Source organism: Shewanella sp. MEBiC00475, from assembly GCF_005234075.1.
In the GTDB taxonomy this organism is placed as follows: Bacteria; Pseudomonadota; Gammaproteobacteria; order Enterobacterales; family Shewanellaceae; genus Shewanella; species Shewanella polaris.
Map to the genome: position 1 here is coordinate 1024245 of NZ_CP039928.1, position 13039 is coordinate 1037283.

The 13039-nt window shown below is 40.1% G+C and carries 8 protein-coding genes; 4 read left to right on the forward strand and 4 right to left on the reverse strand.

Annotated features, from left to right (window positions below; all coding sequences use genetic code 11):
• The first annotated feature begins 663 nt into the window (after positions 1-663).
• Both mutH and FCN25_RS04450 read left to right on the forward strand, forming a co-directional pair.
• The gene (gene mutH, locus FCN25_RS04445) at positions 664-1332 is read left to right on the forward strand and encodes a DNA mismatch repair endonuclease MutH (protein ID WP_137222349.1); all 669 of its coding nucleotides are present in this window, start codon (positions 664-666) and stop codon (positions 1330-1332) included.
• A 230-nt stretch (positions 1333-1562) separates the two neighbouring features.
• Positions 1563-2582, forward strand: a complete 1020-nt coding sequence (locus tag FCN25_RS04450) for an adenylate/guanylate cyclase domain-containing protein (RefSeq protein WP_240778446.1) — start codon at positions 1563-1565, stop codon at positions 2580-2582.
• 20 nt (positions 2583-2602) lie between these two features.
• On the opposite strand, the gene oxyR is transcribed toward FCN25_RS04450, so the two are convergent.
• The 3 genes from oxyR to FCN25_RS04465 all read right to left on the reverse strand — a co-directional run bounded on the left by oxyR (position 2603) and on the right by FCN25_RS04465 (position 5358).
• A complete protein-coding gene (gene oxyR / locus FCN25_RS04455) occupies positions 2603-3520 on the reverse strand; it encodes a hydrogen peroxide-inducible genes transcriptional activator OxyR (RefSeq protein WP_137222353.1) in 918 nt (305 codons plus the stop codon).
• Between the two features lie 203 nt (positions 3521-3723).
• The gene (locus FCN25_RS04460; RefSeq protein ID WP_137222355.1) at positions 3724-4089 is read right to left on the reverse strand and encodes an Hpt domain-containing protein; all 366 of its coding nucleotides are present in this window, start codon (positions 4087-4089) and stop codon (positions 3724-3726) included.
• 300 nt (positions 4090-4389) lie between these two features.
• The gene (locus FCN25_RS04465) at positions 4390-5358 is read right to left on the reverse strand and encodes a TIGR01212 family radical SAM protein (RefSeq protein WP_137222357.1); all 969 of its coding nucleotides are present in this window, start codon (positions 5356-5358) and stop codon (positions 4390-4392) included.
• A gap of 523 nt (positions 5359-5881) precedes the next feature.
• Here FCN25_RS04465 and gltB point away from each other — a divergent pair.
• Both gltB and FCN25_RS04475 read left to right on the forward strand, forming a co-directional pair.
• Positions 5882-10330 (forward strand): glutamate synthase large subunit, encoded by a 4449-nt coding sequence (gltB, locus tag FCN25_RS04470; protein WP_137222359.1) that lies wholly within the window; start codon positions 5882-5884, stop codon positions 10328-10330.
• A gap of 5 nt (positions 10331-10335) precedes the next feature.
• Positions 10336-11742: an FAD-dependent oxidoreductase gene (locus tag FCN25_RS04475; protein ID WP_137222361.1), complete on the forward strand. Its 1407-nt coding sequence runs from the start codon at positions 10336-10338 to the stop codon at positions 11740-11742.
• Between the two features lie 134 nt (positions 11743-11876).
• Here the strand turns inward: FCN25_RS04475 and FCN25_RS04480 are convergent, their stop codons facing one another.
• Entirely contained in the window at positions 11877-12542 is a 666-nt protein-coding gene (locus FCN25_RS04480; protein WP_137222363.1) for a flagellar brake protein, read from the reverse strand.
• Positions 12543-13039 lie beyond the last annotated feature (497 nt).

A 13039-nucleotide genomic window follows, 5' to 3' on the forward strand; every position in this document is an offset into this window, starting at 1 on the left:
ATGTTAATAAATCAAAATTATCAACAAGTGAATAATTTTGTATCATAGATTATCCACAAAATCTGTGGATATCTCTGTTCGAAACTTTGGTAAAGCTTGATTACAAGGCAAAAATTAACAAGATACTTTTTTCTACAAGCAATAATAAAATTAAAATAAACCATAATAAACAATAATTTAAATGAGAACTTAAACATAATGAATAACGGATCGATCGAATTGATTGAAAATCAACCAATACGATTTTAGATAACAAATCATTGATTAAGCAATTTAAGTTATACACAAATAACAAGACTTTTTTTAAATTAAACCCACCAAAAAGCCATTTTATTGCGTTGACTTGGTGTTTTTAATCAGTTAAAGACAAATTTTATTATAGTTATCCATTAAAACTGTGGATAACTATGTGCAAAATGTAGGGGAAAGTGAGTGTAACTTGGGACAACTATATAAACAAAACAGGAGTAATGTAAAAATCCATTTAAAAACATGTAATTAAACAAAAATTCAATCAAGCAATTTTAAACGGCAGGGATGCGGTGTTTTTTCAACCAACGCCAAATGAATAACGAAACTTGTTATCGATGAATATTACTTGATAGCATAGCTTGACGAGTTTGATCGACCACTCATATCTTTTTTAAAGGCAAATACACATTCATGGCAAAATCATCGCCCTTAAGTCTCAACGAGTTAATGGAACGAGCCCACAATATGGCAGGTATTCGTTTAGCTGACATTGCTTCCGATAATAACATCATGGTCCCTACTGACTTACGGCGTGATAAAGGTTGGATCGGGCAATTGATCGAATCTGAATTAGGAGCACTTGCAGGATCAAAACCTGAGCAAGACTTTCTACATTTGGGTGTTGAGCTCAAAACAATTCCTATTAACCACAAAGGCAAGCCACTCGAAACAACTTATGTCACAGTCGCACCACTGATAAACATTCAAGGTATGACGTGGGAAAACAGTGTGGTTTACCACAAACTACAGCGTGTACTATGGGTGCCAGTTGAAGGAGAACGGAGTATACCAGTGGGAGAACGTCGCGTTGGCACCCCTATTTTATGGCAACCCACGGCGCAACAAGCCAAGCAATTACAACAAGATTGGGAAGAAATAATGGAACTTATTGTCCTCGGTCAGGTTGATAAAATTACCGCTCGTCAAGGTGAGGTATTGCAATTACGTCCTAAGGCGGCAAATAGTAAAGTGCTAACCGAAAGTGTTGCAGAAGATGGCAGCATACAGTTATCTAATCCACGTGGTTTTTACCTAAAAATTGACTTTACTCAGCAAATTTTAACCAATGAATTTTCATAATAGGGTGAAATTATGGGTTCACGCAACGTTAACAAGATTAAAAATTTGCGTTTGTGCACATTTTTACACTCTACTATGGATCTAAATCACAAATAAACTATCACATTTGAACAATTCTTCTATACACTACCCTCCTTATACACTCCATCATTTGGGCAACCACCTTCTCCGTGAAAGCACGCCGTCAAACACAAAAATTATTGTTCGCTATTTTTGCTTGGTGTGTAGCAATGGCTTCTTTCGTTTTTTTTCGCTACTCACAATCATCACAACTACCAGAATGGGCAATTGGTAATGGCGATTTAGCCATGCTAGCCGTATTTATGGGAGTCATTTTTGGTAGCTTGCATTGGATGTCAAATCTGATTGCTGATTTTAGTGCCATCAGCCGCTTACCCTACCTTTTTTCCGTAGTGTTTAAAGGGTTGTTCTTGTTACTCGGGGCAACAACATTGGCGTACGTGACGCAATTTTTAAACATGTGGGCCATTGATAACCACATGGTCACATTACGACAAATGCTCACTGTTGAAATTATTTACAGTCCATCATTCCAAGCATTAGTGGTTTACCTCGTTGTGGTTCGAGTCAGTTTGGCATTTATTGAACAAATGTCGCTATTAGTAGGGCCTAAAGTATTACTCAACATTGGTCTTGGTAAATACCATAAACCACGTTACGAGCAACAGTTATTTTTGTTTATTGATATGGTGTCATCAACAGCACATGCTGAAACCTTAGGCGATTATCGCTTTAGCCGTTTAATCCAAGATAGCTTTAGTATGCTGGCGGACACGGTGACAGATAACGAAGCTGAAATTTATCGGTATATGGGCGATGCGGTATTAATCCACTGGCCATTAGAACAAGGTATTAAACACGATCGTTGCTTAAATATTTATTTTGAGTTTTGTCAGCAACTGCAGTGGCAAAGACAGTATTTTGAACAACAATATGGTTTTGTGCCAAAATTTAAAGCGGCTGCACATTGTGGTCGAGTGGTAGCTGCGGTAGTGGGAGTTCATAAACAAGAAATTAGTTTCTTTAGTGATGTCATCAATACGTTGGCAAGGCTCCAAGACCAATGTAATCCCCTCGGACAAAGAATGCTGTTATCTGGTGATGTTGTTCATCGATTAGAACAGCAAAACAGTCAATACGAGCTGACAGATTTAGGCCCCATTATCCTTAAAGGTAAGCAACACCCTACGGAAGTGTATGGTGTTGCTCCAATCAAACCAGCTCACTGATTTTCTTTAATGTATTCTTTCTACTTAGGCAATTCTTGAGTTAATAGCTTTTTCTGAATTGCTGTTCCTAACGTTCTAAATGTCGAAATACGACTGGTAGTTTGTCGCCATACTAAACCAATATCGCGGTAAGGCGCTTCGCCTGGTGGATTTATCGCAACCAAATCGGTGTCATGTAAAATACCCGTGTCAATTGCCATTTGTGGTAAAAACGTAGTACCCAGTTTACTGTTTACCATTTGTACTAAGGTATGTAAGCTTGTAGCCGCAAACGGGTTCACTTTGGCACTATCACCTAATTGACACGCAGTAATTGCATGACCAGTAATACAGTGTTCAGCTTGAAGTAAAAAAATACTTTCATCAGGCATTTTCTGATAATCAATGGGTTGAACAATACTCTCTGATAACTCTTTATGCATCACCATTTTAAATGGATCAATACCCACTTTCATACTGTGAAAACCGCTTGTATCAACCGGTAATGCTAAGATCAACAGGTCTAACTCACCTTTCGCTAATGCATCCAACAGCCGCTCAGTCGTATCTTCTTTTAATAACAAACTCAGTTTGGGATAATCTTGTTGGCATAACTTGACCACACGGCTAAGCAAAAAAGGCGCAATCGTTGGAATACAGCCTAAACGAATTTCACCTGTCATCGGCTCGCCTTGGTTTTTCACCAATTCAACTAAATCATCAACGTTCGTCAGAATATTACGAGCGCGCTCAACAACTTCTTCACCAATTGCCGTAAACATAAAAGATTTATGATCACGTTCAATTAACTGATAACCTAATTGCTCTTCAAGATTTTGGATTCCGCTCGAAAGTGTTGATTGGCTAACAAAGCACACCTTAGCGGCGCGATTGAAATTTTGCTCCTGATGTAAGTTAACCAAATAATATAGGTTTTTGAGGCTTGGAAGGTTTTTCATATAAACGATTGCCCTTATCTATGTTAATCCAAATAATGAATTAAATTTGGCGAAATAACAAGATGCTAATGTATAAAGCACAACTTTCACCCATAAAAAATGCCTCTTTAGTCAGAGGCATTTCAAAAAATAGTCTTAGTTACTAGCGCAACACACTAACAGACAATAATAAATATCAATTGTGCTATCCACACAACTTAAGCTCAAACTCTCGCTTCTAAGTATACTTTCAGTTGTTGTAAATCCTGTGCAGCATACTCAACAATTTCTGCAAGCCATACTTTATGCTCGTTTTCCCATCGAGCTTCTTCACCGTGTTGTAATAACTGTGAAAATTGCTGAATGCGTTTTAGGCCCACAGATCCTGCAGCACCTTTAAATTTATGAGCTTCTGCACATAAGGTTTCTTTATCATTCGCATCACCAGCTTTGACTAAGCTACTGATATATTCAGGCATTAGCTGCTCGAATAACACTACGCTTTTTAATAACGTCCCAGCACCTATGGCACTGATATATTGCTCAAGCGTATTGAGATCCAATATTGAGTCTAACTGCGATGTGACCATAATAGCGCCTCTATAAAATATCTAACTCTATAAAATTGCGAATATAATACCGAGTAAAATCCCCTATGCAAGACTTGCTAATATATAAGCGCGATTTAATGATAAAAAGTTACATTTGATTAACATAGCTACTCAAATGGTATCACCAATGTTTAAAAACACTTCAAACTGGTAATCTTTTACTCAATTAGTGGCAATAATGATCACGCTCATTTAGTGTTATCAATTGTTGTGCTCAATAAAAATTGAGCCTTACACATACTCAGAAAAATAATTATCGATAACTTGATTCAATCTGCATTAAGCAATTTTGCTTTGCCTTAATGCCAACGCACTGCCTTGGCCACCAAAATCACGTAACTCATTAACAATAGCAACAAGACCATCCCAACGAAAAGCACACCAATCAGGCGCAAGTAACATTGGCTTTTTGGCATAAGCGGTCACACGATGAAAGATAATCTCTTTTGGGGTATGGCGAATGAGTTTAGCGGCCTCTGATGCATACTCTTCTAGACTCATCAATTGCATAGGGTTATATCGCCATTGCTTTGCCATAATACTGCCATCAACAATATGTAAAGGATGTAGTTTCAATCCATCTACCCCTATGCCCAATACCGTTTGTAAACTATTAAAGTAGTCAACAGAAGTCTCACCTGGAAGGCCTAATATCAAATGAGTACACACTTTAATTCCTCGCGTACGGGCATTTTTAACTGTCTGACGATATTCTGCTAGTTGGTGTCCACGATTAATCCGCTTTAACGTGTGATCATTGGCCGTTTGCAAACCAAGCTCTAGCCACACTTCAATGCCTCTTTGTTGATATTCAACCAGTAAATCAAGTACTTCATTAGGCACACAGTCAGGACGAGTGCCTATATGAAGTCCAACAATATCAGCATCTTCGAGTGCTTGGTCGTACTTTTGCTTAAGGACTTTATATTCGTCATAAGTACTGGTATATGCTTGAAAATAAGCAATATACTTTGCAACTGGAGTGGGTACCACGCTTATGGGTATGGTTTGTTTTTTAGCTGAATTCGCACGAACTTTTCCTTCGGCTAATTGCTTTGCAATAGGTTGAATACTGTCTTGTTGTCCACTAAAAGAGGCCACATTACAAAAAGTACAACCGCCTACTCCTAACGTGCCATCGCGATTAGGGCAGGTAAATTGGGCATCTATGGTTAATTTTTTAATCCGTTGACCATATAAACGTTTGCAATGCGCACCAAACGTATTAACGTAATCGTCTAAACCCAAAATTTATTCCCATTATCACAAAAAAGTTTGCCAGTGTAATGAGCAGATAAGCACCTGTCTTGGTGCTAAATCAATAAAACAGTCTAACGATTCAACTTGGCTATAAACTTGTGCAGTAACTCAAAAAATTCTTATACACAATTTGGCTAACGGTCATATGGTTAAAATGAATACTTAGTCACTTAGAATAATTTTTTACCCAAACACTGTATTTGTAAAAAAATTCATTATTTTTATTTCAACAACAATTTCGTATTGTTGTTAAAAAAAAGTAACCCAGCGCTTACGTGTTTTCTAAAATTCTTTTTATTCATAACGTTATAGGTTAAATTATGCAGTTTACGTTAACGTAAACCTACTAGGTTATTATGTTTTAATAGTACTAACATTTCAGTTTGTTGCATTTTTTTGGTTTGACCTTTGTTCATTCTCGGTTTAATTTGAATGGTTCGGGTGCATATCTATAGATATTCTTCAAATTTACCCCGAGTCGTATCTAGTAGAGGTTTAGGGGGTTTTTTGTATGAGCTTGTATCATCCCAGTTTTGAGCGTGACAATTGCGGGTTTGGTTTAATTGCACAAATGGATGGTGACGCTAGTCACCGCATCGTGCGTACCGCGATTCATGGTCTCGATCGAATGAAGCATCGTGGTGGTATTGCAGCTGACGGACGCACAGGTGATGGCTGTGGTCTATTAATGCAAATGCCTACAGATTTTTTTGAAGCTATTGCCGCAGAGAATGATTGGCATTTAAGCCGAAAATTTGCTGTTGGTATGCTGTTTCTCAGTCAAGATGAACAACGCGCAGATGAAGCGAAGTTTATTTTAGAAAAAGAACTACAACGAGAAACACTGAGTGTTGCTGGCTGGCGTAAAGTGCCAATTAATCCTGATGTATTGGGTGAGGTTGGCCGAAAAAGTTTGCCACAAATTTATCAAGTATTGATCAACGCGCCAGTGGGATGGCGTGAAAAAGATCTTGAACGTCGCCTATATATGGCACGTCGACGTCTTGAGCAACAAATAACGGATGACAAGGATTTTTACGTAGCCAGCCTTTCTGGTCAAGTCATTGTCTATAAAGGCTTAATGATGCCAGCAGATCTGCCGTCATTTTATACCGACTTAGCAGACATACGTTTAAAAAGTGCCATTTGTTTATTTCATCAGCGCTTTTCAACTAACACATCGCCAAAATGGCCATTAGCACAACCGTTTCGTTATCTCGCTCATAACGGTGAAATCAATACCATAACGGGTAACCGTCAATGGGCAAGAGCGCGTGCCTATAAGTTTAATTCGCCTTTGTTACCGGATTTACAACAAGCGGCACCTTTTGTTAATGAAACAGGTTCAGACTCCTCTTCTTTAGATAATATGCTCGAAATGCTGTTATCTGGCGGAATGGATTTATATCGCGCGATGCGTTTGCTTATTCCACCAGCTTGGCAATCAAATCCAGAAATGGATGATGAGTTAAAAGCCTTCTATGACTTTAACTCCATGCACATGGAGCCGTGGGACGGCCCTGCTGGCATTGTAATGACTAATGGTCGCCACGCTGCCTGTGCGGTTGATCGCAACGGCCTACGCCCTTCTCGTTACGTTATAACCAAGGATCGTATCCTCACCTTAGCGTCTGAGGTTGGTATTTGGGATTACGCCGCCGATGAAGTGATTGAAAAAGGTCGTGTTGGCCCAGGCGAACTATTAGTCTTAGACACCCTAAACGGTCGTTTGTATCATTCATTTGAAATTGATAACGACTTAAAGCGTCGTCATCCTTATAAAGAATGGATGGCTAAAAACAGCCAAACCTTAATCCCTGCAGAGCAAATGGCCCCCGCTAAACTGGGTTCAAGTGGCTTTGATAGCAAAACACTGCTGCAATATCAAAAACAATTTGGGTTTACTCGAGAAGAGTTAGAGCAAGTTATTTGGGTGCTGGCCAGCAAAGGTGAAGAAGCTATCGGTTCAATGGGTGATGACACGCCTATGGCGGTATTGTCGAAAAAGTCCCGTTCATTGTATGACTACTTCCGTCAAAAATTTGCTCAGGTGACCAACCCGCCAATTGACCCATTACGTGAAAAACACGTAATGTCATTGGCCACTTGTGTCGGTCGCGAACAAAATCTGTTTAGCGAAACCACAGGTAACGCTTATCGTGTAATGTTTAATTCGCCAATTTTATTATTCAGTGATTTTAACCAATTACTAGGATTAGATAGTACTAACTATCGCGCCAACACAGTAGATTTAAACTATGATGCCAACGAAACTTTAGAGCAGGCTATCCGTCGTATTACCGATGAAGCGGAACGCTTAGCGCGAAGTGGCACGACATTGTTAGTATTGTCAGACCGAGCCGTAGCGAAGAATGCTCAAGTTATCCCCGCAGCGATGGCGGTAGGCTCAGTACAAACTCGTTTAGTGGATAAAAGCTTACGCTGCGACACCAACATTATTGTTGAAACTGCATCGGCACGCGATCCCCATCATTTTGCGGTGTTAATCGGATTTGGTGCGACAGCTATCTACCCTTACCTTGCCTATGAATCTATTTCTGCGATGGCAAAACTGCATCATGTTGAAGATGTGACTTCATTATTGCTTAACTTCCGTTATGGCATTGAAAAAGGTCTACGTAAAATCATGTCAAAAATGGGTATTAGTACTGTCGGTTCATACCGTTGTAGCCAACAATTTGAAGCGGTAGGATTAGCCAGTGATGTGATTGAATTATGCTTTAAGGGCGTGATAAGTCGTATTGAAGGCGCCAGCTTTACGCATATCGCTGAAGATCAGAAAACACTTCATACTGCTGCGTATCGCGCTCATTTACCCTTACCTCAAGGTGGATTATTGAAATATGTTGAAGGTGGTGAATATCACGCCTTTAATCCAGATGTAGTCAACACACTTCAAGCATCACTCAAAGATAAAAACTACGTTGAGTATAAAAAGTTTACTCACTTAGTAGATGATCGCCCAGTGGCCACGTTACGCGATTTAATTGGCGTCAAAGGTCATCTTGATGCAGTTGAGTTAGACACAGTCGAAGCCGCTGAAAAGCTCTACTCTCGCTTTGACAGCGCAGCCATGAGTATTGGCGCATTAAGCCCTGAAGCACATGAAGCCTTAGCGGTTGCAATGAATCGTCTTGGTGGTCGCTCAAACTCTGGTGAAGGCGGTGAAGATGCCAATCGTTTCAATAGCGAGCGTAATTCTGCTATTAAACAAATTGCATCCGGCCGATTTGGTGTAACAGCACACTATTTAGTTAACGCCGATGTACTACAAATTAAAGTGGCTCAAGGTGCTAAACCAGGCGAAGGTGGTCAATTACCTGGTCATAAAGTCAGTGTTGAGATTGCCGGTTTACGCCATTCTCGTCCTGGTGTTACGTTAATTTCACCACCACCGCACCATGATATTTATTCAATTGAAGATTTAGCTCAGCTTATTTTTGATTTAAAACAAATCAATCCAAAAGCATTAGTATCAGTCAAACTGGTATCCGAACCCGGAGTCGGCACCATTGCAACGGGTGTGGCTAAAGCTTATGCCGATATGATCACTATTTCTGGTTACGATGGTGGCACCGGTGCTAGCCCGATAACCTCAGTAAAATACGCAGGTTCTCCATGGGAACTTGGCTTAGCAGAAGTGCATCAGTCGCTAGTAGAAAATGGCTTACGTCATAAAATTCGTCTGCAAGTGGACGGTGGCTTAAAAACCGGTACTGATGTCATTAAAGCAGCACTGCTTGGCGCCGAAAGTTTTGGTTTTGGTACTGTGCCAATGATTGCATTAGGATGTAAATACTTACGTATTTGCCACCTAAACAACTGTGCTACTGGTATCGCAACCCAAGACAAAAATTTACGTGACAATCATTATCATGGCTTACCTGAACGAGTAATGACTTACTTTGAGTTTGTTGCTCAAGAAGTGCGTGAATGGATGGCAGCCTTAGGCGTAACTCAGTTTGAAGATTTAGTCGGACGAAGTGATTGGCTATATGCTATTGAGGGTAAAACTGACAAGCAACGTGGTTTAGATTTAGCGCCAATTTTATACCAACCTAAAGTTCAGCCAAACTCGTCACTAACTTGGAAAGAAACTAATCCACCCTCTGATGTTGGTCAGTTAAACCAAACCCTATTAGCTGATTGTCGTGAAGCAGTTGAAACAGGTGAACCGTTTTCCTATCAATATCACATCAATAATACCGATCGTTCGGTTGGCGCGACATTGTCAGGTTTTATTGCCACAACAGTGGGTGTGACTGGTGCAAAACAGCCGTTAACCCTTGGCTTTAGTGGTAGTGCAGGTCAGAGTTTTGGCGTGTGGAACAGCCCGGGCCTTGAGCTTAAGCTATGTGGTGATGCCAATGACTATGTAGGTAAAGGCATGTCTGGCGGTAAAATCGTTATTCACCCACCTATTGGCAGCCCGTTCCAAAGTGAACGCAGTGCCATTATGGGTAACACCTGTTTATACGGTGCAACTGGCGGCAAGTTGTTTGCAGCGGGTCAAGCTGGCGAGCGTTTCGCCGTGCGTAACTCTGGTGCCATCGCGGTTGTAGAAGGCAGTGGCGATAATTGCTGTGAATACATGACAAGCGGTATCGTGGTAATCCTAGGTAAAACAGGAGTCAACTTCGGTGCAGGCATGACAGGCGGATTTGCTTATGTGTTTGACCAATTTGGTCGCTTTAATCGTCGAGTTAATACCGAAATGGTTGATACTCATAAAGTAGAATCAAAAATCCACCAACAACACTTAAAAGAATTAATTGAAACGCATCATGCTGAAACTGGCAGTGAACATGCCCACATGATTTTAAGTGATTTTGAAAACTGGTTGGATTGTTTTGTATTAATTAAACCAAAGAATATTGCCGTTGCTGACCTGCTTAAAATTGAGCAGAAGAGTCCGGAATTAGTTGTAAAGGCAGGGTAATCATTATGAGCAATGACTTTCAGTTTATCGAAGTCGGTCGAGTAGACCCTATAAAACTTAAAGCAAAAAAACGTGCCACACAATTTATTGAAATTTATCAGCTGTTTACACAACCTGAAGTCAAAGAGCAAGCCGACCGCTGCCTTGACTGTGGAAACCCGTATTGCGAATGGAAATGCCCACTGCATAACTATATTCCAAACTGGTTAAAGTTGGCTGAGCAGGGCCGCATTATGGAAGCCGCAGACTTGGTACACGAAACCAATACTCTGCCAGAAATTTGTGGTCGAGTGTGTCCACAAGATCGTTTATGCGAAGGCGCTTGTACCTTAAACGACGATTTTGGTGCTGTTACCATTGGTAATGTTGAAAAATACATTACCGACACAGCTATTTCGCAAGGTTGGCGCCCAAACATGACTCAAGTGACGCCGCGTAAAGAACGTGTAGCCATTATTGGCGCGGGACCTGCGGGTCTTGGTTGTGCTGATATTCTGGCTCGCAATGGCGTTCAAGCAGTCGTGTTTGATAAATATCCTCAGATTGGTGGTTTGCTTACATATGGTATTCCTTCATTTAAGCTGGATAAAGAGGTCATGGCCACCCGACGCTCAGTGCTTGAAGGTATGGGCATTCAATTTAAAATGGGTGTCACTGTCGGTAAAGATATTAGTTTTCAGAGCCTGTTAGATGAATATGATTCGGTATTCCTTGGCATGGGCACTTACACTGCCATGAAAGCAAAACTACCCAATGAAGAAGCTCAAGGCGTTATTCAAGCGTTGCCGTATCTTATTGGTAATACTCATCACATTATGGGCACTCATGACGATGCAACACCGTATTTAAGCCTTGAAGGTAAAGATGTGGTGGTATTAGGCGGCGGAGATACCGCGATGGATTGTTTACGCACTGCGGTACGTCAAGGTGCTAAAAGCGTGACATGTGCTTATCGTCGTGATGAAGCCAACATGCCAGGTTCGCGTCGTGAAGTACAAAATGCCAAAGAAGAAGGCGTTAATTTCTTATTTAATCGTCAACCTGTAGCGATTAAATCTGAAAATGGCCAAGTGGTCGGTATTGAATGCGTTGAAACCCAAATGGGAGAAGCTGATGCCAGTGGACGTCAACGTGCCGAAATCATTCCTGGTAGTGAGCAAGTATTAGCAACCGATGCGCTAATTATAGCCTTTGGTTTCCAAGCTAGCCCTGCTGCTTGGTTTAGTGATTTTGGCATCGAAACCAATGAATGGGGATTAGTTAAGGCTAATAAAGCTGCTGACAACCCTTTCCAAACCACTAATCCAAAAGTGTTTGCCGGTGGTGACATGGTGCGAGGATCTGACCTAGTTGTGACTGCAATAGCAGAAGGTCGAGACGCAGCGTTAGGCATTTTGAACTACTTTGATTAATCGGTACGCTTGATTAACAGTTGTATCAAAACAGTTTTACTTGTGAATTAGCGCATCTTCGGATGCGCTTTTTGTATCTTTTTATGAACGATGATTGCCAATGATAGTCCACAAATAGAATTCACCTTGAGTTACTATTTTTTGGTTGAACTCACTAAAAAGTAGCTGAAAATATTATCTTTTAATTGTGGGTGCTCATCTGAAAATTTCACCCCAATATTCAATACACCATCAATGCTTTGAACATTAACCGTGCTACCCGTTAAGATCCCAGAAAGATCAGTGTTAATCGAGATAGCAACATGTATTTCTTCACCTTGTTCTATACTCGCCGTTTTGCCATCTACCGTCAGTAAACAGCCAGTAGAAGAAAAATCGAGCATTTTTGCACTGATTTTATTGTCATTGTGCATAATAAACACTTCTTGCTCAATATTAACCCGCAACTGCTCTCTGATCTTTTTCTTGATGATGGTTTTAGGCACACTAAGGCACAGCATTCTAATCGGTTGATTAACTACAGAAAATATGGTCGATTTAAAGGCGATAATGTCTTTAAAACCACTATTCGTCATCGCCCTTACCACAATTTCAGCGTTCGCTAGCATATGTTGATATGCCTCAGAAAAACCTTTATTGGGATACTCAATCAAGATAAATCGTCCAACTTGATAACCAATCAAACTCGAACGTGACTGAACTGTTTTACCATTGGCAAAATTGATTTCAACAAATAATTCCATACCAATGTCAATTAGGCGAAGGTCAGCATACAACGAAGCACTTGCTGGCGTTGTCATTGTTTATTTGCCATCGTGTTACTCATCATAATGGACCTCTTTTCTATCAATCTATCAACTCCAATAACACTCAATAATATTAACATATCAGATTTGGTTTGAGAGTAACTAGCGTAGTGTTAATCCTATCTATCCTCACCCTGAATAATCGATGGAAAAATCGTTAGCAGCCAGCTCATTTCGAACTGTAATTGTAAATTTAACATGTATTTTATTAACAACACGTATTAGCACATCAATAGCGAACCTACTGTAATTCCATACAACGCTGATAACAGTACTAAGGGCTGTTTGAGAGACGTTTGTTATCTCGAGTTCAGATTACTTATACCAAACAGCGATAATTAATACTGACTATTATATATCAATATGACACAAACCTCATTACTTTAGCACCAAAAATAAATATAACTCACTGTTATAGAAATAAAATATCGACTTTAGCACACTACATAAAAATTCTACATGGCCAGGTATCGCACCTTAAACCGTTTATG

Bases quoted from the DNA above. Each gene is read 5' to 3' on its own strand.
- oxyR (WP_137222353.1), bottom strand. From the start codon at position 3,520: ATGAAAAACCTTCCAAGCCTCAAAAACCTATATTATTTGGTTAACTTA.
- mutH (WP_137222349.1), top strand. From the start codon at position 664: ATGGCAAAATCATCGCCCTTAAGTCTCAACGAGTTAATGGAACGAGCC.
- FCN25_RS04480 (WP_137222363.1), bottom strand. From the start codon at position 12,542: ATGACAACGCCAGCAAGTGCTTCGTTGTATGCTGACCTTCGCCTAATT.
- FCN25_RS04450 (WP_240778446.1), top strand. From the start codon at position 1,563: ATGGCTTCTTTCGTTTTTTTTCGCTACTCACAATCATCACAACTACCA.
- gltB (WP_137222359.1), top strand. From the start codon at position 5,882: ATGAGCTTGTATCATCCCAGTTTTGAGCGTGACAATTGCGGGTTTGGT.
- FCN25_RS04460 (WP_137222355.1), bottom strand. From the start codon at position 4,089: ATGGTCACATCGCAGTTAGACTCAATATTGGATCTCAATACGCTTGAG.
- FCN25_RS04475 (WP_137222361.1), top strand. From the start codon at position 10,336: ATGAGCAATGACTTTCAGTTTATCGAAGTCGGTCGAGTAGACCCTATA.